Source organism: Bacillus sp. JCM 19034 (genome assembly GCF_001310635.1).
Lineage (GTDB): Bacteria > Bacillota > Bacilli > Bacillales > Bacillaceae_D > Halalkalibacter.
On record NZ_BAXR01000001.1, the window covers coordinates 496,687 to 519,885 of the forward strand.

The 23,199-nt window shown below is 36.2% G+C and carries 15 protein-coding genes, 9 pseudogenes and 1 riboswitch; of the genes and pseudogenes, 6 read left to right on the forward strand and 18 right to left on the reverse strand.

The window, feature by feature from the left end; genetic code table 11:
• Window positions 1-87: 87 nt before the first annotated feature.
• A riboswitch (TPP riboswitch) is annotated at window positions 88-202 on the forward strand.
• 120 nt (window positions 203-322) lie between these two features.
• Window positions 323-2,095 (forward strand): annotated as a pseudogene (gene thiC / locus JCM19034_RS02615) (phosphomethylpyrimidine synthase ThiC).
• Between the two features lie 292 nt (window positions 2,096-2,387).
• On the opposite strand, the gene JCM19034_RS02620 reads toward thiC, so the two are convergent.
• Entirely contained in the window at window positions 2,388-3,026 is a 639-nt protein-coding gene (locus tag JCM19034_RS02620) for an MOSC domain-containing protein (RefSeq protein WP_062047030.1), read from the reverse strand.
• A gap of 51 nt (window positions 3,027-3,077) precedes the next feature.
• Window positions 3,078-4,363, reverse strand: a pseudogene (locus tag JCM19034_RS02625) (glycoside hydrolase family 18 protein).
• Window positions 4,364-4,477: 114 nt separating this feature from the next.
• Here JCM19034_RS02625 and JCM19034_RS02630 point away from each other — a divergent pair.
• Both JCM19034_RS02630 and JCM19034_RS02635 read left to right on the forward strand, forming a co-directional pair.
• Window positions 4,478-5,352: pseudogene (locus JCM19034_RS02630) on the forward strand (dimethylarginine dimethylaminohydrolase family protein).
• 141 nt (window positions 5,353-5,493) lie between these two features.
• Window positions 5,494-6,839 (forward strand): annotated as a pseudogene (locus JCM19034_RS02635) (amino acid permease).
• Here the strand turns inward: JCM19034_RS02635 and JCM19034_RS02640 are convergent.
• The 4 genes from JCM19034_RS02640 to JCM19034_RS02655 all read right to left on the reverse strand — a co-directional run bounded on the left by JCM19034_RS02640 (window position 6,826) and on the right by JCM19034_RS02655 (window position 9,629).
• The gene (locus JCM19034_RS02640; RefSeq protein ID WP_062047032.1) at window positions 6,826-7,455 is read right to left on the reverse strand and encodes a LysE family transporter; all 630 of its coding nucleotides are present in this window, start codon (window positions 7,453-7,455) and stop codon (window positions 6,826-6,828) included. The pseudogene JCM19034_RS02635 and the gene JCM19034_RS02640 overlap by 14 nt on opposite strands.
• Window positions 7,456-7,772: 317 nt before the next feature.
• Window positions 7,773-8,582, reverse strand: a complete 810-nt coding sequence (locus JCM19034_RS02645; RefSeq protein WP_062047035.1) for a hypothetical protein — start codon at window positions 8,580-8,582, stop codon at window positions 7,773-7,775.
• Complete coding sequence (locus tag JCM19034_RS02650; RefSeq protein ID WP_062047037.1) at window positions 8,579-9,109, reverse strand: RNA polymerase sigma factor; 531 nt, start codon at window positions 9,107-9,109, stop codon at window positions 8,579-8,581. The genes JCM19034_RS02645 and JCM19034_RS02650 overlap by 4 nt, the downstream gene beginning before the upstream one ends.
• Window positions 9,110-9,320: 211 nt before the next feature.
• Window positions 9,321-9,629, reverse strand: a complete 309-nt coding sequence (locus tag JCM19034_RS02655; protein WP_062047039.1) for a hypothetical protein — start codon at window positions 9,627-9,629, stop codon at window positions 9,321-9,323.
• Window positions 9,630-9,764: 135 nt separating this feature from the next.
• On the opposite strand from JCM19034_RS02655, the pseudogene JCM19034_RS02660 reads away from it, so the two are divergent.
• A pseudogene (locus JCM19034_RS02660) lies at window positions 9,765-10,189 on the forward strand (CBS domain-containing protein).
• Between the two features lie 69 nt (window positions 10,190-10,258).
• Here JCM19034_RS02660 and JCM19034_RS23890 read toward each other — a convergent pair.
• A complete protein-coding gene (locus tag JCM19034_RS23890) occupies window positions 10,259-10,393 on the reverse strand; it encodes a hypothetical protein (RefSeq protein ID WP_269431650.1) in 135 nt (44 codons plus the stop codon).
• A 418-nt stretch (window positions 10,394-10,811) separates the two neighbouring features.
• Between JCM19034_RS23890 and JCM19034_RS02665 the strand changes: the two genes are divergently transcribed.
• Window positions 10,812-12,059, forward strand: coding sequence for an MFS transporter (locus JCM19034_RS02665; RefSeq protein ID WP_062047347.1), 1,248 nt, complete (start codon window positions 10,812-10,814; stop codon window positions 12,057-12,059).
• A 79-nt stretch (window positions 12,060-12,138) separates the two neighbouring features.
• Here JCM19034_RS02665 and JCM19034_RS02670 read toward each other — a convergent pair whose 3' ends face one another.
• The 4 genes and pseudogenes from JCM19034_RS02670 to JCM19034_RS02685 all read right to left on the reverse strand — a co-directional run bounded on the left by JCM19034_RS02670 (window position 12,139) and on the right by JCM19034_RS02685 (window position 17,519).
• Window positions 12,139-13,005 carry a 5'-3' exonuclease gene (locus JCM19034_RS02670; protein ID WP_062047041.1) on the reverse strand — a complete coding sequence of 289 codons (867 nt, stop codon included), beginning with the start codon at window positions 13,003-13,005 and terminating at the stop codon, window positions 12,139-12,141.
• Between the two features lie 215 nt (window positions 13,006-13,220).
• Window positions 13,221-14,863 (reverse strand): annotated as a pseudogene (locus JCM19034_RS02675) (catalase).
• A 208-nt stretch (window positions 14,864-15,071) separates the two neighbouring features.
• Window positions 15,072-16,551 (reverse strand): annotated as a pseudogene (gene zwf, locus JCM19034_RS02680) (glucose-6-phosphate dehydrogenase).
• Window positions 16,552-16,826: 275 nt separating this feature from the next.
• Window positions 16,827-17,519 (reverse strand): class I SAM-dependent methyltransferase, encoded by a 693-nt coding sequence (locus JCM19034_RS02685; RefSeq protein WP_062047043.1) that lies wholly within the window; start codon window positions 17,517-17,519, stop codon window positions 16,827-16,829.
• Window positions 17,520-17,652: 133 nt separating this feature from the next.
• Here JCM19034_RS02685 and JCM19034_RS02690 point away from each other — a divergent pair, with 133 nt between their 5' ends.
• Entirely contained in the window at window positions 17,653-17,883 is a 231-nt protein-coding gene (locus tag JCM19034_RS02690) for a hypothetical protein (RefSeq protein ID WP_370621780.1), read from the forward strand.
• A gap of 164 nt (window positions 17,884-18,047) precedes the next feature.
• Here JCM19034_RS02690 and JCM19034_RS24500 read toward each other — a convergent pair.
• The 7 genes and pseudogenes from JCM19034_RS24500 to JCM19034_RS02720 form a co-directional block, all read right to left on the reverse strand.
• Window positions 18,048-18,131 (reverse strand): annotated as a pseudogene (locus JCM19034_RS24500) (YjcZ family sporulation protein); the annotation flags it as partial.
• A gap of 231 nt (window positions 18,132-18,362) precedes the next feature.
• Window positions 18,363-18,908, reverse strand: a complete 546-nt coding sequence (locus tag JCM19034_RS02695; RefSeq protein WP_370621781.1) for a CAP domain-containing protein — start codon at window positions 18,906-18,908, stop codon at window positions 18,363-18,365.
• A 202-nt stretch (window positions 18,909-19,110) separates the two neighbouring features.
• Window positions 19,111-20,096, reverse strand: a pseudogene (locus JCM19034_RS02700) (aldo/keto reductase).
• A 61-nt stretch (window positions 20,097-20,157) separates the two neighbouring features.
• The gene (gene helD / locus JCM19034_RS02705; RefSeq protein ID WP_062047047.1) at window positions 20,158-21,750 is read right to left on the reverse strand and encodes an RNA polymerase recycling motor HelD; all 1,593 of its coding nucleotides are present in this window, start codon (window positions 21,748-21,750) and stop codon (window positions 20,158-20,160) included.
• Window positions 21,705-22,049 (reverse strand): hypothetical protein, encoded by a 345-nt coding sequence (locus tag JCM19034_RS02710; protein WP_062047049.1) that lies wholly within the window; start codon window positions 22,047-22,049, stop codon window positions 21,705-21,707. The genes helD and JCM19034_RS02710 overlap by 46 nt, the downstream gene beginning before the upstream one ends.
• 71 nt (window positions 22,050-22,120) lie before the next feature.
• The gene (locus JCM19034_RS02715) at window positions 22,121-22,471 is read right to left on the reverse strand and encodes a hypothetical protein (RefSeq protein WP_062047051.1); all 351 of its coding nucleotides are present in this window, start codon (window positions 22,469-22,471) and stop codon (window positions 22,121-22,123) included.
• A gap of 113 nt (window positions 22,472-22,584) precedes the next feature.
• Window positions 22,585-23,193, reverse strand: coding sequence for an alpha/beta hydrolase (locus tag JCM19034_RS02720; RefSeq protein ID WP_062047053.1), 609 nt, complete (start codon window positions 23,191-23,193; stop codon window positions 22,585-22,587).
• Between the last annotated feature and the right edge of the window lie 6 nt (window positions 23,194-23,199).

The following is a 23,199-nucleotide window of genomic DNA, read 5'->3' on the forward strand; positions in this document are numbered from 1 at the left end:
TTCGACAAAAATACTAGTAAACCTATATGTTTTATAAAACCCTTTCCAATATTCTCCCAATGTGTTACTATTGAATAGAATTAAATATGTCATAACTAGGGGAGTCCAATGAGTTGGGCTGAGAGGAGAACGCTTTGAAGTTCTTTGACCCTTGGGACCTGATCTGGATCATGCCAGCGTAGGGAAGTTAGCTAATACAGTACGTATATTATTAATTGCGTATGAGCTGGGTCCATCTTTTTTGATGAACTCAGCTTTTTTCTTTCGTTGATTGTTCCAACGGTCTCATTATGATAAATCTATTTATTTAAGGAGAGATTCGATGACTCATTCATTAAACGAACAATCTATTTCAATCAAGTCTACTTTACCAGGAAGTAAGAAAGTATATGTCCAAGGTAGCAGACCGGACATCCAAGTCCCGATGCGAGAAATTAGCCTTTCTCCGACCTTGACAGAAGCATACGAAAAATCAAACGAGCCTTTACGAGTATATGATGCAAGTGGACCATATACTGATGAAACTATCATGTTGATATTAATAAAGGATTAGCTCCTATTAGAAAAGATTGGATTTTAGAGAGAGGAAATGTAGAATACGTCGATGGACGAGAAGTAAAGCCAGAAGATGATGGACGTAAGGAAACAGATCGTCCATTAAATACATATCCAAAGAAATCAAAGAAAGTTTTAAAAAGCAAAAAAAGGAGAAAATGTTACACAGCTACATTACGCAAAAAAAGGAATTATCACACCTGAAATGGAATACATTGCGATCCGAGAAGGGTTAACTCCAGAATTTGTTCGCAACGAGGTCGCCGAAGGGCGGGCAATTATTCCAGCAAACATTAATCATCCAGAAAGCGAACCGATGATTATCGGTAGAAATTTTCATGTGAAAATCAATGCAAATATAGGTAATTCCTCGGTTTCATCCTCAATAGAGGAAGAGGTCGAAAAAATGACTTGGGCGACGCGTTGGGGTGCCGATACGATTATGGATTTATCTACAGGGAAAAATATCCACACTACTCGTGAGTGGATTATCCGTAATTCCCCTGTTCCTGTTGGTACTGTACCACTCTATCAAGCACTTGAAAAAGTAAAAGGAATTGCAGAGCATTTAACTTGGAACATTTATCGTGATACATTAATTGAACAAGCAGAACAAGGTGTATCATACTTCACCATTCATGCTGGCGTCCTCCTTCGTTATGTTCCACTTACAGCGAACAGAGTAACCGGGATCGTTTCCCGTGGGGGCTCAATCATGGCACAGTGGTGTTTATACCATCATAAGGAAAACTTTTTATATACACATTTTGAAGAGATTTGTGAAATTATGAAAGCATATGATATCGCCTTTTCATTAGGTGATGGATTACGTCCTGGATCGATTGCCGATGCTAATGACGAAGCTCAATTTGCAGAATTAGATACACTAGGTGAATTAACAAAAATAGCATGGGAACATGATGTTCAAGTGATGGTAGAAGGACCAGGTCATGTTCCGATGCACTTAATAAAAGAAAACATGGATAAACAATTAGAAACGTGCCAAGAGGCTCCTTTTTATACGTTAGGACCATTAACGACCGATATCGCACCAGGTTATGATCACATTACCTCAGCAATTGGAGCGGCTATGATTGGTTGGTATGGTACTGCTATGCTTTGTTATGTGACACCAAAGGAGCATCTCGGCTTACCTAATAAAGATGATGTAAGAGAGGGAGTTATTGCATACAAAATTGCCGCTCATGCTGCCGACTTAGCAAAAGGCCATCCAAATGCCCAAAAACGTGATGATGCACTGTCAAAAGCTCGTTTTGAATTTCGTTGGCGAGATCAATTCCACTTATCACTTGATCCAGAACGAGCATTAGAATATCACGATGAAACATTGCCAGCAGAAGGAGCGAAAACGGCCCATTTTTGCTCAATGTGCGGTCCTAAATTTTGCAGTATGAGAATTTCACATGATATTAGACAGTACGCCGAGAAAAATGATTTAAATACTTCTGAAGCCATTGAACAAGGGATGAAGGAAAAAGCAGAAGAGTTCAAAAAAGTGGGAAGTAAACTATATAAATAAGCTTTAATAGCACAAGTGGCTGGGACATAACAAAAGTGTTTAGCTGAGCATCCGAACAATTTAGTAACGTAGCGGATGAAATATACGTAGACTCCTGCGGGATGAAAAGTAAAGGTGAGACCCCACAGTGCGCAGCACGAGGAGGCTCACCAGCTTCCCGCGGAAAGCGAAGTGTATTTCAGGAGCGGTGAATATGCTCCACTCTGTATTTATTCGCTTTCTCATTTATTAAAATACTTTTGGCCCAACCTCTTTTTTTCTCAAGGTTTAGTTAACATAACTTTATTACGTTTTACTTCAGCTTCTTTTCTAGCGTTTTTTTCCAAGCGTTTGATAATGCTGGTACGACTAATAGATCCTTTATTTGTTTATGTGCAACCTTTTTGCTATATGTCAATTCGTTCACATACGCAATTGAAATATCTGTACCTTTTTTATGTAGTTTAAAAGGCTCATTTACAGATACATAGCCTTCCTTTATAACGCGAACATAGTAACCAGAATAACCAGTCTCTTGAATATGCAATGGTAGTTGTTTTACTTGATGTTTTAGAGCAACTTTAAAGCAAGGACTTCTTGGTTGACTTATTTCAATTAACGCTTCTCCCCAAGAAAACTGATCACCAATGCAAACGATGTTCTCTGTTAATCCAGCAATCGAAACATTTTCACCGAAAGCTCCATAATTAAACGATTTATTATATCTTTGTTCCCAGTATGATAAATGTTCCGTTGGATAAATACAAACTGCTTTATCCACTCCTCCATGATTTACTAAATCCGCTTGCTCGTCACCTTCAAGAGATATTTTTGATAAATACACGTTTTTATTGTCGATCGGCTGTTTCATAATACCTGACTTTATTACTTGCTCTCGTTTTTTCTCTAATGTCTCAATTTTGCCAATGTTTAAAGATTTAATTGTATACACTCGTGCAATTCTCCTCAATATAATAAAATATATGAGTATTTTAACACACAATTACCGCTTTACTATATGAAATTGATTCGCTAACAAGAGCCAATTTTGCGGAAAAGCTAAGCCTAATTTCCAATAGCTAATGCCACGTAACTGCAGCCTTTCTATTAAATCAAATTTAGCTTGGATCGATCTAGGATCCTCAAACCAAACCTCATGCTCTCTACCTTCTTCATCTACATATTGAAAAAGGGAGCTTGTGATTCACTATCATACTGAATTGGCACCTGGTATTCTCCAGCTCTACGTACAGCTTCTTGTGGACTTAGTGCTTCTGCATACTCCCCTCCTGGCTCAAAGGGCAATGTCCAGTCATAACCATATAAATTTTGTCCTAACATGATTTTTTCACTCGGCATTTCTGTTAATGCGTACTGAACAACCTCCTCGACTGGACCAATTGGTGATACAGCCATTGGCGGGCCTCCTGAATATCCCCACTCATATGTCATCAACACAACGAAGTCAACAATTTCACCGTGGGTACGATAATCATGAGCTTCATACCATTGACCAGGTTGATCTGCTCTTGTTTTAGGAGCTAACGCTGTTGAAATAAGTAATCCCTGCTCATGTATTCTTTCGGCAGCTTTTCTTAGAAATTGATTGTAAGCTTCACGTTGATCACTCGGTAAAAATTCAAAATCAAAATGGATATCTCTATAACCAACGCGAGTAGCCTCTTCAAGTATTTGATTAAGTAGTGTATCTTGAGTCTCTTCACTTTGCAATATTTCAGCTGCTAACTCACCACTAAATTGTCCACCTTCAAGATTTGTTATCACCATCATTAAAGATGAACCTGTCTCGCTTGCAATCTCTGGTATTCCATTAAGGGGTTGTGGATCTAATGTCCCATCGCGACGAGCTTCATAGCTGAAAGGAGCTAAATACGTTAAATACCGACCAACATTTCTTGCATTTTCTAACAGCGTTTCACTAACGGTATCTCCTAATGGCTCTATATAAGCATTTGACTCAATTTCTTGTTTCGATCCTTCTGGAATATATAACCTCATCCCAACTTGTAATGGCTGTTGAGTTGAAAGCTGATTCACTTCGGCTAATACTTGGTAGTCAATTTGATACCGATTACTAATCGACCATAAACTATCGCCTGGTTGAACGAAATAAAATTGTCCTACTATCGGAATTACGATTGCTTGACCGACTGTTATCTGATTTGAATCAAATAATCCATTTGCATCGACAATATCCTCAACAGATGACTGGTATTCTTGTGCAATATTCCATAACGTATCACCAGGTTGGATGACATATATTTGCATAAGATCCCCCTTCAATAACAATTTTGTACTAATTATATGTATCGATGTTTTGTCTCATGATTTCATTGATAATCGGTTATATTATAAATACGACAAATCTTAGGAGGATTGTACATGTCGATTTTCAATCGAAAACCAGCATTACCTTACTGCCAAACCGAGTACGCACCATTACATACGGTTGTTCTATGTGAGCCAAAATATATGAGCATTCGCGACATTATTAATGAAACTCAAAAAAAGTTTATTGATGAGGGAATTCATATTGAATTAGCAATTAGACAACATAAAGAGTTTGTCAAACAACTAAAAAGCAGAATATCGAGGTCATATTACTTCCACCAATTCACCTATTTCCTGAACAAGTGTTTACTAGAGATATCGGCTTCACAGTTGGACCGATTATTTTCGTTGCCGAAATGTCTCACAAAATTAGACAAGGTGAAGAAGACTTATTAAAGTCTTGGTTACAAGATCAAAAGATATCTTATTACAACTTACTTGGCGATATGATTGAAGGCGGAGATGTAATCATTGATGGTAAAACATTATTTGTTGGAATTAGTAACAGGACGAATGAAAACGCCATTCGCCATTTGCAAAAGATATTACCTGACTATGAAGTGATTGCAGTTCCTTTTACTGAGAAATATTTACATCTTGACTGTGTATTTAATATCATTTCACCTACAGAAGCCCTTTGCTACCCAAAAGCCTTTACAAAAAAGGAATATGAGCTCCTTAGCGAACGATATCAATTAATTGAAGTTTCCGATGAGGAACAATTTACATTAGGGACAAACGTATTATCCGTCGGCAATAAAACATTGTTTAGCCTTCCTGTTAACAAAGAAGTGAATAAGGTCTTGCGTGAACGAGGATATAACGTTATTGAGGTCGATATTACGGAGATCATTAAATCTGGTGGCTCATTTAGATGCTGTACATTACCAATTCGAAGAGAAGAAACTGAATCCACTGAATTCTAACGTTTTCATCCATTCAATTACAATCGTCACCTTTCTGACGGTTGTAGTTTTTATTTTAAGTATAACAATTTGAAATTTCTGGATACATAAACCTTCTTCCTCCTTCAAACAATATAAGTGCTAAAAGAGGAGGACAAGAAGATGGCATCGACAACCGATAAACCGTTATCATGGTGGCAACTTTCATTATTAGGAGTGGCGTGCACAATTGGAACAGGATTTTTCCTTGGATCTAGCATTGCTATTAATTTGGCTGGTCCATCTGCCTTACTCGCTTATATACTGGCAGCAATTGGCACTTATTGTGTATATGAAGCACTTTCAAAATTAATGATTGATAACCCACAAAAAGGTGCATTTCGAACGTATGCAAAAAATGCTTATGGACGTTGGGCTGGTTTTAGCAGTGGCTGGGTGTATTGGGCTTCAGAAATGTTAATTATCGGAAGTCAATTAACAGCCATTTCAATTTTCACGCAATTTTGGTTTCCGAACATTCAAATTTGGGTGTTTGCTTCCATATATGCTGGATTAGCATTACTTGTCATCTTAATAGGCCCAAAAGGGTTTGATCGTGTAGAAAATTTGCTTGCTGTTTTAAAAGCAGCTGCGATTTTAATGTTTATTATATTAGCTATATTAGCTTTGTTTGGTATCTTTGGAGCTAATGCAAATCCGAATCCAATCCCACGAACGCTTCCGTCTCTTTTTCCAAATGGTATAACCGGTTTATTACCTGCTCTTATTTTTGGTTTTTACGGCTTCGGTGGTATTGAAATCATGAGTTTACTCGCTATCCGTTTACGTGATATGAAGGAAGCTCCGAAGTCTGGAAAAGTGATGCTATTATTACTCATTATCATCTATATTCTTTCATTAAGTTTGGCAATGATTTTAGTCAATTGGAAGCAAATGAACATTGATGAAAGCCCCTTTGTAACGGCTTTAAATCAGTATAATATTAACTTTGTCCAAGATCTATTTACAGGGGTATTTATTATTGCTGGTTTCTCAACAATGGTTGCATCTCTTTTTGCTGTAATCCGTATACTTGTTACGTTAGCAGAGGATCATGATGCACCAAAGCTCTTTGCTAAAAAATGAAAAATAAATTAGAGCTTCCTGCGATATTATTAACAACAGGTGGAATTATCGTATCGATTGTTTTATCAATTGTAATGCCAGATAATATTTATGAATTTGTCACAACTGCTGCTGGATTAATGCTTCTATATAATTGGCTCTTTATTCTTGCATCATTTGGTCGTATTCTTTCTTTAAAAGGTTCAGAACAATTTAAACGTATTTTAGGTTCTCTTTTTATCTTGACTGCAATAGGTGGGACGTTGTTCCACCATACGAGTAGACCTGGTTTCTTCTTGAGCATTGCTTTTTTAGTGATCATTGCACTCGTCACGTTAATCATGAGATCACGCTGGAAAAAAACGAGTACGGATGATGATTCAACGTTGTTTAAAAAAATATAATTGATAAGGCTTGATAACCAAAGTACACGCCGAATCCAATTAAGGAAAAGCCAGAGATCATAGATATGAGAAAAAGGAATTTATTCGTTAACAGTTGGCGCATTGTACTCGATAATACCGCCATCGTAAAATCCCAGATCGTAATACCGATAAAAATCGCCATACAGTATAGCATCACATGAAACGTGTCGTTTACTGTTATCGTTTTTGCTAATATTGAACCGAATATTCCTAGCCAAAACAAGATCGAAAGTGGGTTGAATAATGACATAAAAAAACCGGCAAAGAAGGATTTGATTTTCGATTCTTGAGCACTGCTTCTTTTATGTTCAATAACTTTACCTGCACTCGTAATGCTTTCTATTCCTAAATAAACAAGAAGAAAGAAACCAAATATCCAAAGAAATAATTGAACGTACGGCATCTCAATAAAACGAACAACTCCAAAATAAACAAGTGCCATAAAAATGGCATCTGCTATTGTTGCACCTAACCCGACTAACCATGAATGCCAAAAACCACTTTTAATTCCTCGGTCGATTTGAGCAGCATTCACTGGCCCTATTGGTGCTGCAAGAGATAAACCTAAAACGATATAACTAAAAAAGACACTCATAGTACGCCTCCTTACAAATGAATGGACAACCATTGCCTGTACATTCTATGCAGATAAGAGGCGTAATAACACTATATTTTTTACAAAAGTCTATTGGGGTAAAATTAGAGGCTGTAAACAGACCCGCTTATATTTAAAATCCACGAGAGACGAGATCAACCCACCATTCTCTAATGTGTGAAAAAGTGGTTTAAATTGACAAGATAAAAAATCCGAACTTATTCAAATTCGGATTTACCGTTCAATTTACTTTTTATCTAAAAGTTAATTCATTTACCATAAAACGAAATTCATAATTGATCCCCCCATTTATTTCTTCATAGTTCATATTCACTCGTACGTAAAAAATAATATTCTCCATTAAACTTCAATACGGCAACAAAAGTTTGAAAAGGCTCATCTTTTGCTTTAAATTCGTATATCATATCAGCATTTAGATTTAAATCTTTCTCGGTAAGATTATTAGTTTCTTCAAACTGTGAAAAGCCCTCATTTTCTAATATCCGTTCGTAATTTTCAATATAATCTCCTAGAGAATCTGCATAAGCTCCATTGTGAAAATAACTCAATTCAAATACAATCGGTTCTTCATTTTCACCAGTTAAATGTGAATATACTTGATGTCTCGTTATATCTAATGATTGCTTTTTCACATAATGAAAATTGGAATCATATAACGTTGAAAAAATGCCAGCATCTAAACGTTTAACGGTTTTCTCAGTCTCCATTCCTTCTTCGTCTAAGACGTTTATCACTTCTTCTTTAGCATTATTGATAGCAATTTCAAACATTATATTATCTTCATCTCCTAAAGCCATCTCCTCACTTTCCTCAGATCCACTCTTTGCAGCATCAGATGATTCATGAATATACATTTCCTCAGCCATTTCTTCAAAAGCTGTTAACTCTTCATCTTTAGCAAGCTGATTCATCCCTAAAATATAGCCAATCCCAACCATTATCATGAGCAACGCTACTATTCGTAAATTTTTCGGGAAGAAATAACGCCTATTTCCTTTTTCTTCTACCTTTATCCGAGTCATGATACGTTCTACAGATGTTTGTGTCGGCATATCATCATACTGTTTTTTTAGTTGGTTCAGTTTCTTAACTAAAGGATCGCTCATAGTTGAACACCTTCTTTCTCATATTCCGCTTTTAACTTTTGCTTCGCTCTAAGCATCCGTGTTTTAATAGCACCTTCTGTAACCTCAAGTACATCGGCAATTTCCTGGTATTGAAGCCCATGAAAATAGTGTAAAATAATAGGAATTCGATAGCGTTCATCTAACTTTTGAATCATAGCATGTAATTCTTTGGAATCCTCATCAAAGTAATCTTCAATGTATGTTTGCTTTTCTGCATAGCGTTGAAATTCGACTGTTTTTCGTTTCATTTGTTGTTCCTTACGATAAAAATCACGTACGACGTTCATCGTTACGGAATATAGCCAGGTTGTAAATTTACCACGGTCGTGTTTATGAATAAAGCGATACACCTTTAAGAACACTTCTTGTGTTACATCATCAATATCCGTTGGTAAAACGCCAATTTGAAAGGCAAATTTCTCTACGGTTTTTAAGTGCATTTCGACAAGTTGGCTAAAAGCTTCCTGCTCACCGTTTTTGGCCCTTAACAACAACTGTTCCTCCATCGTTGTTACCCCCATCATTCAACTTTGCAATCATTCATTAAACGATTCAATGTTTCAAATCGTTACAGCCTTTCTCTAAAAAATCTTCTTTTTTCGAGTAAATTAATAGTTTTCTTACTAAATACATTTAAGTATAACAAATAAAAAAAGGATGGATCAAAGGAATTCCTTCCTTTAAAACAACCTTTTCATAGTAGCAACTATACTCTATCTAACGATTTTCAAGATAAGTGGATATTGCTCTTTTTACCTTTTCTAAATCCTCTTTGTTAGCCTCGATTATATAGTGATCCCCTTTTAAATGTGCTTGGACATGATTAATACCTTGTTTTTCAACAAAATCTAGCACATCATTAATGTCATCATTTTCTGTCAATAGTTGTTTTTGACCGATGAATTCCTCGTCAACATAGACATCATACGTATCATGTGCATTTTTTATTGATTCATTATCACCAAAATTAAATCGACCGATAATCGGGAAAAATATCGTGCCTCTAGAATCAGTTGAATAATTCATTTTCTCACCCTTTCTTATCTCTAGTTTGTGTACTGAAGTAAAAACTATGAGTATTCAACAATGGATATTATTACTTATTAGCAAATGTATAACAAATCATATTTGACTCATACTGACTATGAAGGAGGGATATTGATGAATACTATTTCAGATTGTATGTCAACAAACATCGTCACGATTGAACCAAATCAATCTATACAGGAAGCGGCAAATTTAATGAAGCATTACGATATAGGTTCGATTCCTGTTGTTCAAGGAAAGCAGCTAATTGGCATAATTACTGACCGCGATATTACTCTTCGTTCAACCGCTGAGGCTCTGACGTCACGATACCTGTTCAAGAATGTATGTCAACAAATATAAAATCAGTTACCCCGAACACGGATGTCCATGAAGCAGCTAGCATAATGAGCCAGCATCAAATAAGACGGTTACCTATTGTTGAGAACAACGAATTAGTGGGGATGGTTTCCATCGGAGACCTTGCACTTGAAGATCAGCTAGTAAATGAAGCTGGTGAAGCTCTTTCTAGTATATCGGAGCATGAACACCGGTCATAAAGAAGCTACCATGTAATAGTTCAGGGTTGTCCTTAGTTTTAAGGACAACCCCTTCATCATATAAGTATGTTATTGTTTCTTCTTACGCTTCTTTTTGTCTTTACCGTTTAAATCTTGAGCCTCTGTTTCTTGAGCCATCTCAACATTATTCGACTGTTGCTGTTGTTGATCTTGGTTGTTTTTATTTTTATTACGTTTTGCCATGAAAATCCCTCCTTTCGCCAATTATTATAGACAATAACAAGAAATTCATTCTTTATATAATAAGAATCCGGCTTCAATTACCTGAAGTATAACGTTATAATGGAACCAAACAACAAGCATCTACTGTCATTACAGTTTCTCTTTCACTTTTACGAATCAGATATTATTATTGCCTTTAGCAACCGTATTATACACACTTGAAGCTTTTAATCAGCGATATCAACCAATTGATAGCTGCTTTTTTACATTTATTGACCAGGTTTATAAATCGTCATTTCATAATCGCTTTTTCATTTGCTTTTATGTACTGTTTTCCTCTTGTGCCATTGGAGGATTTTGTATTGGTCGTGTCAATCGTTATCGCTTTTTTATGTTGAAAACAAAAATGGAAAAAGGATTCATAGAGAGAAGGAACATTATGCAAGCAAGCGTATTAAAACAAACAAACGTACAATCAAAAAACGAAACGAAAACAATGTATCATATTTTATTGATTATCGGGTTTGTTCATTTATTGAATGATGCCATTCAGGCACTAGTGCCAGCAATGTTTCCCATATTACAAAAATCAATGGGGTTATCTTTTACCGAGCTAGGGTTGATTGCCTTCGCCCTCAACGTAACAGCTTCTATCATCCAACCAATTATTGGAACATATACTGACCGTAAACCTTCACCATATGCCCTGCCGCTCGGGCTAACCTTTACTTTTTTTGGTGTATTAGGATTAGCATTTGCACCAAGCTTTCTCATTGTCGTTATTTCAGTTATTCTAATCGGTGTTGGTTCAGCGACGTTCCATCCTGAAGGCTCTAGAGTGGCCTATATGGCAGCAGGAAATAAACGTGGCTTAGCACAGTCTATTTATCAAGTTGGAGGAAATGCAGGTCAGGCATTAGCTCCTTTAATTACAGCATTTATTTTAGTACCATTAGGACAATTTGGCTCGATTTGGTTTACATTAATCGCAGCAATGGCTATCGGGTTATTACTTTATATAGCAAATTGGTATGCAAAAAGCATTACTCTTAAAAAGAACAGCACGATTAACAAACGGACACAAACTGAATCGAAGAAGAATATCCAAGTAAAAAAAGTAGTTACATCTGCAATGATCCTTCTTTTATTCTTTGTTTTTGCACGATCGCTTTTTCACGCAGGATTAACGAATTATTATGCTTTCTATGCCATTGAACAATACGGAATTTCCATTCAACAAGCACAAATTTATTTATTTTTATTTCTAGCTTTTGGAGCAATTGGGACGTTTGCAGGAGGGCCTTTAGCTGACCGCTTTGGCAAGAAAACAATCTTATTGTTATCTATGCTATTATCAGCACCATTAAGTTTACTATTACCACACGTCACACCTTTGATTGCTTATCCTTTAATTGCATTACTAGGTTTTACCATTTTATCTAGCTTTTCTGTAGCTGTAGTGTACGGACAGGAATTAATCCCTGGAAAAATTGGTCTCATTTCAGGTCTAATAGTTGGTTTAGCATTTGGCATGGGTGCAATAGGCTCAATTGTTTTAGGGATGCTAGCTGACATTATTGGGTTGGAAAAAACAATTCTTCTCACCGTTTCAATACCTCTGTTGGGTTTATGTTCCATTTTCCTACCCTCAGACAAGTGGATCAAAGAGAATACGTATAGTTCTTAAAGCTCATATAAATAGGCCTAATGAAAAGGTTGTCTCCTTTTCATTAGGCCTATTCTTGTAATATATACAACTTTGACTGTTAACTTATAATTTTATCTAAGCCTTTAAACTCAAGATTTTCAAACATTTCTAATGCTTTTGACTTCTTTATTTTTAACTCAGATTGTTGCAATTCATAATTTATCGGTACGTTACTATCGATTTTTGCTAATCTTTTTGCAATATCTAAATTTTCTAAGTCTGTTTCTATCTTATTTCTTTGAGAATTTGTTAATTTATCCAAATTCTCTAATAATCCATCGATTGAATTAAATTCTTTAATTAATTTGATTGCAGTCTTTTCTCCTATTCCCTTTACTCCTGGATAATTATCAGATGAATCACCCATTAGTGCTTTTACATCGCTAAATTGATTCGGTACTATACCATATTCTTGAACAAATTTATCAAATGTAAATACATCATAATTTCCAATACCCTTTTTCATTATAGCTACAGAGGTGTGATCATTAATTAATTGCAATAAATCTTTATCACCTGTAACTACAGTAATTTTCGTATCCTTACTAATTTCATCTACGATCGTGCCTATGCAATCGTCAGCCTCGTATCCTTTTATACCAACATTAGGGATATCTAGTGCAGAAATAAGTTCTTTTGCTAAACTGAATTGGGGTAATAGTTCTAATGGAGCCTCACCGCGATTTGCCTTGTATTCAGGATATATTTTCGATCTATGGGTTTGTCCCTCCATATCCCAACAACAAATAATATGGGTAGGGTTAAAGTGCTCCTTTGCAGCAAATAAATGCTTAACAAGTCCAAAGAGTGCATTAGTCGGAATACCTTTACTATTTATCATAAAATAATTGTTCACAGCAGTTGCGTAAAAAGAGCGAAATAAAAGTGCCATGCCATCTACTATCATCAAATGTTGATTTGTCAATATTTTAACTCCCCTTTTCAAAATTTTATTATTCTAGTAAGCAAATAAGTTTTATTATACTACATGGGCAATCAATATGTGACCTCTAAATCTTGTTAATATGTTATATCCCCTTCCATGTATGAATACTATGACATAAATTGAAAAGCACCTTCTATTAATTTGAAGGTGCTTTTGTCTTACATAAACATGGCCAAAATTTTATTATTTCATCATTAATAAGGATCTGCTTCGTGGCTTTTCTTTATTGCGTCTTTTGTCGCTTCGTTTTCGCCTAACGAACCTTGTCCAAATTTCGTATGACCTGCATCACGACCAGGTACAAGGTTTTCTTTGTCCATTTTTTCTAATTCTTTCATTTTCTTCTCAATACCTTCCTTCACACGACGACCGTAATCCTCATCGGCATATGAGAAGTGTTCAATCATTGCATCTTGGATTCGTTTATCACAAACCGCAAGTGCTTCAGATAAATTTTTAATTAATTCGTCTCGCTCCCAATCCTTGAAACTACGGTATGTATGACCCGCTTGCCCATAGTTGTTCGGCCTGTCAATTGGTGCACTCATCGCAGCTTCATTATATGTTGGTTGATGTGGGCACGTCCTTCTCTATTTGCTTCTTCAAGACCACCGAGCATGGATGGTTCATAGTTAATATGTGGGTTATCTCCCGATTCTTTTGCATCTCGATAATCCATTTGTCCACGGTGTTGATTCGTGCGAACAGGTGCTTTTGGTGCGTTCACAGGCAGTTGCAAATAGTTCGCACCAACACGATAGCGCTGCGTATCGGAATAAGAAAAAGTACGACCTTGCAACATCTTATCATCTGAAAAATCCATTCCATCAACAAGAACCCCTGTCCCGAAAGCTGCTTGTTCAATCTCTGCATGGAAATCCTTTGGATTGCGATTTAAGACCATACGCCCAACTGGCAACCAAGGAAATTTATCTTCGGGCCAAAGCTTTGTATCATCCAATGGATCAAAATCAAGTTCAGGATGGTAATCATCCTCCATTATTTGGACAAACAGTTCCCACTCTGGATAATCTCCATTCTCAATTGCCTCATATAAATCTTGTGTCGCATGACCAACGTTTTTTGCCTGAATCGCTTCAGCCTCTTCTTGTGTTAAATTACGGATTCCTTGCTTCGGCTCCCAATGATATTTCACCAATACAGCCTCACCTTTGTCATTTACCCACTTATACGTATTTACCCCAGAACCTTGCATATGGCGATATGTGGCTGGAATCCCCCAAGGAGAAAACAGGAATGTAATCATATGAGTTGCCTCAGGTGTACGGGAAACAAAGTCAAACATTCGCTGAGGATTGGGCACATTTGAAGCGGGATCAGCTTTAAATGCGTGTATCATATCAGGAAATTTCATCGCATCGCGAATAAAGAAAATTTTAAGGTTATTCCCAACCAAATCCCAGTTCCCATCCTCCGTATACATTTTTACAGCAAAGCCGCGTGGGTCTCTTGCTGTTTCCGGCGAATCCTTCGCACCCGCTACAGTTGAAAAACGGACCATTAATGGCGTTTGCTTCCCCGCACCTTGAAATACCTTTGCACGGGTATACTTCTCTACTGGTTCATTTCCAACTTTACCATACGTTTCGAAATAGCCAAATGCACCAGTTCCACGAGCGTGAACAACTCGCTCTGGCACTTCTTCACGATCAAAATGAGATATCTTTTCAATAAAATGATAATTTTCCAGTGTAGCTGGTCCACGGTTCCCTATTGTTCGAATGTTCTGGTTATCCGATACTGGATGACCCTGACGCGTTGTTAGCGTTTCACGATCCACATCTTTCTCATTGGATTTACCACTGTTAACTGACAAAAACGATCCCTCCTTAAATTAGGTTCACTAATTATTTTCCCTCATCTGGAAAATTTATACGTATACAATCGTTATTCGATCATTTAACATTCATCATACGATAAACGTGTTGAACCTACTGGCTATTTAATCGGCAAGGATCATTTATTTATTATCATAAGAAAATAATGCTCTAAGGATTTGTCCTCCTTAGAGCATTATTTACACATTAGTCTATATCATCAATGACTGGCCACCATTTAAAGCCATCTTTCGCTAATAAATCGTCAGATGCTTGTGGACCCATCGTACCAGATTCATAAATCGCTAAGTCACTATGACCATGTGACCATGCCTTTGATATTGTATCGATATATGTCCAAGATAGGTCAACTTCATCCCAATGAGCAAAATTCGTAGCATCGCCTAGCATACAATCATAAATTAACCGTTCATATGCTTCTGGTGTATTAGCTGATGCATCACTATCATTACTATAAGTTAGCTCAACAGGAATCGATTTACCTGAGCTACCGACTTTCTTACCATTTAAATGTAACGTAATACCTTCATCAGGCTGTATATTAATTTCAAGTAAATTCGTTTTCAATTCATCATTTTCACTATAATATAGCTTCATTGGGCGATTTTTAAATTCGATAACAATTTTCGTGGATTTCGCCTTCATCCGTTTACCGGTACGAATGTAAAATGGTACTCCGGCCCAACGGTGATTATCAATTAATAACTTGGCAGCCACAAATGTTTCAGTGTTTGATTCAGGATCAACGTTCTTTTCACTGCGATAACCTGTAACCTCTTGACCGTTAATTCGGCCTGGACCATATTGACCACGGACAATATGCTCCTGAATTTGATCAGCAGACAGCTTACGTAGTGCCCGAAATACTTTGATCTTTTCACTACGAATCTCGTTCGTTGTTAAACGATTGGTGGTCCATCGCTAATAATGATACCATTTGCAGCATATGATTTTGAACCATATCACGCAATGCACCAGAATGCTCATAATATCCGCCACGATCTTCAACACCAAGAACCTCACTAGATGTTACTTGAACATTCGATATGTACTGATTGTTCCATAATGGTTCAAAGATGGCATTGGCAAATCGTATAACTTCAATATTTTGTACCATCTCTTTTCCTAAATAATGATCAATACGGTAAATTTCATTTTCAGAAAAAGCTTCTCTAATTTGTTTATTTAATTTTTGAGCTGAAGGTAGATCATGTCCGAATGGTTTTTCAATCATTAATCTTGTCCAGCCATTCGTCTCTGTTACTTTCTCCTGTTTTAAATTTACAGCAATCGTACCGAAATATTGTGGTGACATCGCCATGTAGAATATGCGATTACCTGGAATATGATATTTTTCTTCTAATTTTGTTAGCATATCGTCTAACTTTTTGTAGGACTCATTATTCGTTACGTCAAACGCTAAGTAATAAAAATGAGTACAAAACTCCTCAACGAGATTCGGATCCTCATTTTTTAGTGATTCAGTAATCACCTCTCGTAACGTTTCATCAGACCACTCACGTCTAGCCACTCCTACTACTGCAAATTCATTTGAAATTTTACCTGCTTTGAACAGTCTGAATATAGACGGAAAAAGCTTTCTTTTCGCTAAATCTCCTGTCGCTCCAAAAATAACCATTGTCGTTTTAGGGTAATTTGATTCCATTGTTTTGCCTCTCTTTACTCTTTAGGACTCTTAATTTATCTGTATCTAAATGTATCGTACTTTACTAACAAAAATCAACTATTCTGTTTTTTCATTTTCTAAACCATATCCAAACAAATCATTTGATCATATTTATACGTTCATTCCTCAACTCCTCATACGAATACTTTTACCTATAAACATGATGTGTTTTTATAACAAAAAATTAATTATTATTCAAAAAATAATAAACCGATAATTGTAAATAGTCAATAGATTTCTGAAAATTTATACATTTATTCTTTCCAACAACGGAAAACTGAACTGACCATTCGATGTTTAAACTCCTTTAATAATTGAATGTGCTCATTTAGACATTCCCATGTTTCCTGATCAATTTCATCTGTTATTAAAAATGAACTATCGTCTTCTTCAATTGGACCAAGCTTAACTTCCTCAATTTGTACAAAACCTGCATTTAAAAGGATATCAGTCCACTCATGCTTTTGGTTAAACTGTTTAAACCCGTAAAATTGTTGTAAACGCCTATATTCATTATTTGTAAGTGAGTCAGTGAGAGTCATTTCATGAAGCAATAGTCTTCCTCCATTTTTTAATACGCGAAAGCATTCGCGAATTGCTTCATTACTAGCAAATGCTAACACCGATTCAGCTAAAATGAAATCAAACGTTTGATTAGAAAATGGTAAAGATTCAACTGAACTATGAATGGCCATAATCGGTTCCTTTAATTGTCGAAAACGTGCTTGGGCCTTTTGAATCATCTCCTTATCCTGATCAATAACAGTTAAATGACACGAGGTCAATCCATACAATAATGAAGCACTTGATCCGATTCCACATCCAACCTCTAGAACGATATCGTCATTCGAGATTTCTTCATTTTCAATAAGTTTCTTTGTTAATCGAAGCCCACCGGGATGAGCACTATTGACCGAAAGTTCTTTTAATAATTGTATATAATTCACTATTCTCCTCGTTCCTTTCCTACTATATCTAAAGGCTATCGTACAAATCCACTAATCCGTAGGCTTACTCACAAGCAATTATAAATTAGTTAAATAAGATAAATGGAGACAGCTAATAGGGAGGGAAATGTCTATGTCTTACTATGATATTTGTTGCAGATATAAAGGAGAGCGAGTTTGTATAACCGATAAAAGTGGAAGAAAGCATGTTGGCACGATTACTCATATCACTCCAACACATGTATATATTAAACCTGATCAGGACGATTATTGTGGTTATAGTTATGGTTTCTTCGGTTTTGGATATCCAATAGCACTAGGCTTTATTGCAGGTCTAGCGTTAGCACCCTTATTTTTCTGGTAGAGTGAGGATATAGAGTTTATGCCGTTACTACAATAATAACGGCATAAACATACATAGATGATGGCAATCCCATTAAATGAATAATGGATCATCCATTGCCACCACTCTACTCATTAATATCCATAGCCACTATATCCATATGATGGTGCACTGTAACCTGTTCCTAACCAACTAGCTCCTACAATTACTAGCAAAATAAATAATACGACGACCAATGAGAAACCTCCACCATATCCAGCAGTACTCATTTAACAACACCCCTTATCAAAATGTTGAAGCATGATTGCTTCACAGTGATTAACGTATGTTTAACTAATTAAAAATGATTGGGCGGATGGGTTGTTAAACGAAAAGGAGATTTCAAATGGGTCGTACGTCCACGTGAGAAATCTCCTACTTCCTTATTTACCTTGTTTGTATAAACATTTGTACCCATGCACTATGGTAAAAGCCAACACCAATAGCGTCATATTCTGGCTTTAAAATATTTTGACGATGCCTGGTGAATTCATCCAGTCTTGCATGACTTGTTCAGGTGTTGTTTGTCCTTTTGCAATATTTTCTCCTGCCGTACGGTACTGAATCCCAAATGTACGCATCATATCAAATGGGGAACCATAGTTTGGACTCGTATGTGAGAAATAGTTTGAGTGAATTAAATCTTCGGCTTTCTTATGGGCAACATGCTTTAAGTCTTGCCGATGCTGCAACGCTCCTAACCCTGCTTTTGCTCTTTCCTGATTGACAAGCTCTACTACACGATCTTCAAATGTACTGTGATGCTGTGCTTCAGGCTTTAAGCGAATGACTTCTCCAACGTGCATATTACGTGGTTCTACATCAGGATTTAATCGCATTAATTCACGATAGTCTAAACCATACCGCTTGGCAATAAACCAAAACGTATCACCACTTGAAACCTTATAATGGGAAAATGGCGGTTGTGTCGTTTCGGCACTTGCAAAACCTGGTAACAATATACATACAATCATGGCAATCAACAAACTAATTTGCAATTTTTTCATTTTCAAGACCTCCGTTATGAAGTAATATCACTATTAGTTTGTCTAGCGGTCATTTTTCAATACACGAATAACAAAGAAACTGCTTTTTTTTACATATTTAGTGAATAACTTATATCGAGCATGTCTCATCCTTCCTACTGTAATCTCTTTATTAGAAAAAAGGCTAAAAGGAATTCTCCTTTTAGCCCTAAACGCTACCTTTTTAGTAAACACCTCTGATAAATGAATGAACCTCTTTCTCATAAAACGAACGTAATTTTTCTTTCTCTTGATTACTAAAAGGCTCAACATTAATTGAATGTAAATTATCTTCAACTTGCTGCACCGTTTTGAAACCTGGTATAGCACTTGTTACACCTTCTTGATCTAGAATCCAACGTAATGCCGCTTGTGCTAATGTCCCACGATTCTCTTGTATCCATTTTACTTCCTCACTTAATTCCACCCCTTTTTCAAAAGGCAGTCCCGAAAACGTTTCACCAACATTAAAGGCAGCACCGTTACGATTAAAGGAGCGATGATCATCATTTCAAACGATGTATTTTTAGAAAATTTACCAGTCAAAAGACCACTAGCTAACGGAACTCTTGCTAGAATGCCTACTTTCTTATCAATTGCTTTAGGCAATAATTCTTTTAGTGGCTTTTGACGTAAGACATTAAAGATTATTTGTAGTGCTCGAACATTTGGATTGTTTTCTATGACGAATAAACCTTCATCCATTGATTCAACGCTTACACCGTAATAACGAATTTTACCTTCTTGTTGTAGTTGATCGAGTACATGAAAGACACTACCTTCTTTAATGATCTCAAATGGTGGACAATGAATTTGAAATAAGTCAATTCTATCTCGTCCTAATCGCCTCAGGCTAGCTTCACAGTAGGCACGAACTTGCTCTTTCGAATATGTATGTAAATCATGAATATCACCTGCTCGGCAAAATTTTGTTGCAATATAAATCTTATCTTCTTTTCCTTTTGTTGCTTTTGCGAGTAACTCCTCACTATGGCCATCTCCATAAACATCGGCAGTATCAAAAAAGTTAACACCTAATTCCATTGCCCGTTCTAAGCCTCGCAAAGCCTCTTTGTCATCTGATTTTCCCCAAGAACCACCAATTGCCCACGTACCAAAGCTTAATTCACTAATGTGTAAGTCTGTATTTCCTAATTGATTATATTTCATGATCGGTCTTCTCCTAACTCTCTAAGATATCGCTTTCTCCATTGCTATTACTATACATGACTTAATTGAAATTTGTCATGTATAGTCCACTTTCCTGATCAGGTAAAAGAGAACTTAATTCCCCTTGATAAAATAAATGGAGAGTATGCATCGCTCTCGTACAAGTTATATAGATCATATTCCGATCCTTTTCCTCTGCATATGAATCGCTAGATGCATCGTAAACGATGACATGATCATATTCCATTCCTTTTGCTAAATAAGCTGGAGTAACGATAACCGAATTTGACACCTCAGTCGTATCTTTTTTTACGTAAGTAACATCTAACTGTTCCTTTAATTGTTTATATGCGATGTATGCTTGTTGATCTGACTTACAAATGATCGCTAATTTCCTATCAGAGTTTGCGTTAGTCTTTTTCACAAGCTGGATTATTTCTTTGCACCGTTCTTTCTCATTATCTATTTTTATTAGAGTAGGTTTTACTCCTGTACGATTAAATGGTTCAATATCTGACTGAATGATGCGATTCGCTAATTCCATTATTTGCCTTGTTGAACGATAGCTCTTTGTTAATGAGTAAGTTTCGACTTTGCCATCAAATAAATTTGAAGAAAATAGTTGAAATGACTTTGATTGATACGAATGAGCATAAATAGCCTGATTCAAGTCACCTAAAATCGTAAATCGAGCCTTTGGGAACAATTTTAATATATACGATAGTTGAAATGGAGAATAATCCTGGGCTTCATCAATCAAAACATGTCTTATCGCCATATTCACTTCAAAACCTTCGATCATACTTTTTAAATAAAGATATGGCGTCATATCTTCATAATAGAGCTGCCTATTTTGCAATCGTTGAATTGTCGTATCAATCACTTCATTAAAATATAAATAATTAGAAAATAGCTGTCGCTGAATATTTTGCAAAAAATCTTTATATAACATTGAAAGGTCAAGAAATCTTGCTTGTTGAATAAATGCCCTTATAGGCTTTAATTTCCTTCTAACAACAAGTGCACGTAGTAATTGCTCTTGCCTAAGTTCATCCATATACCCGTCACTTTCCCGTTCAACTCTTTTAAATACAGATTGAATAACCTCCACGGATAGCTGTTCTACCTCTTCTAAAACCCAGTTCTTTTTTCGCTCTTCTTTTTCAAAAATGTCAAGATGCTTTAAAAGAATATCAATTAGAATCTCTAAGCGATGTGGAGTCGAAAGTGATTGGTCAATCTTATAAAAATGCTCTTGTATCCAATTGGCTTGAAATAACCGCTGTCCACGAAAGTTGATATCACGGAATAATAATCCTTTCTGCTGCAACGATTGAAAATAGCGATCCAGTTCATCCATAAACACTAAAGACGACTTGATTCCGATTGACTCTAATCGTTGAAAGTAATCGCTGTCATGTTGTCTCGTCAATACATATTCAAGTTGATCATACGAATCCTCTATTCTCCACTCCGTGCTTAAACGATGTTCTAAATAGGCCTGAAAAGTAGTTTGTTGCATATTCTCTTCGCCTAATTCAGGTAACACTTGAGCGACATATTGGTTAAATAATGCATTTGGCGAAAATAGAATAACTTGATCAGCATTCATTTGTTCACGGTAGCGATAGAGCAAATATGCAACACGTTGCATCGCAACAGACGTTTTTCCACTGCCGGCAACTCCATTGACAACAAGAATCTTCCTTTCTCATTACGGATAATTTGATTTTGTTCTTGCTGAATTGTCGAAACAATGCTTTTCATTTGTGATGATGATTGATTACCTAATACTTCTTGCAGTACATCATCCCCAATGGTCACTCCTGTTTCAAAAACATGCTTCACTTCTCCCTGGCGAATGAGCATTTGCTTTTTTACTGTAATCTCACCTGTAATCGTTTCTGCTGGAGTTTGATAGCTAGCTTCACCAGGTCCGTAATCATAGTACATACTAGAAATTGGAGCACGCCAATCATATATATAAAAGTCATACCCATCTTCATTTACGAGTGATGATATGCCTATATAAATTTGTTCCGCCTTCGTTTCCCCTCCTCAATAAAATCAATTCTCCCAAAATATGGTGAATCCTTTAAACGCTCAAGCTTTTTATATTGGTTTGCATCATGTTTTTGCGAACGCTCTCGCTCTGAAAGCAAATCAGCCTGCTGTTTTATACTAGAGAATGTTTCAGCCTTTTCTTCATCATTATCAAGATTAACAGTAACATCCTCCCAAAAATTCTTCTTTATATAAATAACATCTTTTTCTCGATCGGACAATTGCTCATCCAATTTCCGCAAACATTCATCAATATAGGTGATAACGGTATCTACTCGTTTTTGTTCTTCAAATAAATCATCTTGATTCATCTACATAATCACTCCTTACAACAACCTAACTTACATTATCTTATATCATACTTTGAAAATCTATACCGCTACAAAATAAAAAGAGGTTTGCCTTGATGACAAACCTTGCACCCTTATTTATACGTTTGACTAAACCACTTTTTGCTCTCCTCTACTTCCTCTCTAGTTAATTGGTGACCTCCATCTAGCCAATAAGCCGTTACGTTTGCATGAGCACTTTGTAATAAAGTAATTAATTCTTCTGTCTCAGCAGCTGGAATTAAAGGATCCTGTTTACCCGCACCAATAAAGATTGAAGCTTGATTTAAATTAGGTAACTCTATATCTCTAAGTGGTACCATCGCGTGATACAGAATAGCCCCATTTAAAGCATCCTCATAATGAAATAACAGGCTTGCCGCGATATTAGCCCCATTTGAATAGCCAATTGCTACAAGTTGAGTAGGATCAAAGCGATATTCTTCTGCTTTTTCTTGTATAAATGAATACAGCTCCTTCGTTCTAAAAATTAAATCTTCAATATCAAAAACACCTTCTGCTATTCTACGGAAAAAACGTGGCATACCATGTTCTAACACATTTCCCCTTACACTTAATACATTCGCATCAGGATCTATCATGTCGGCAATTGGTAATAAATCTTCTTCATTTCCACCTGTTCCATGTAGCAATAAAAATGTCACTCTATTTAAATCTTTACCTTTACGAAATAAATGCTTCAATTTACA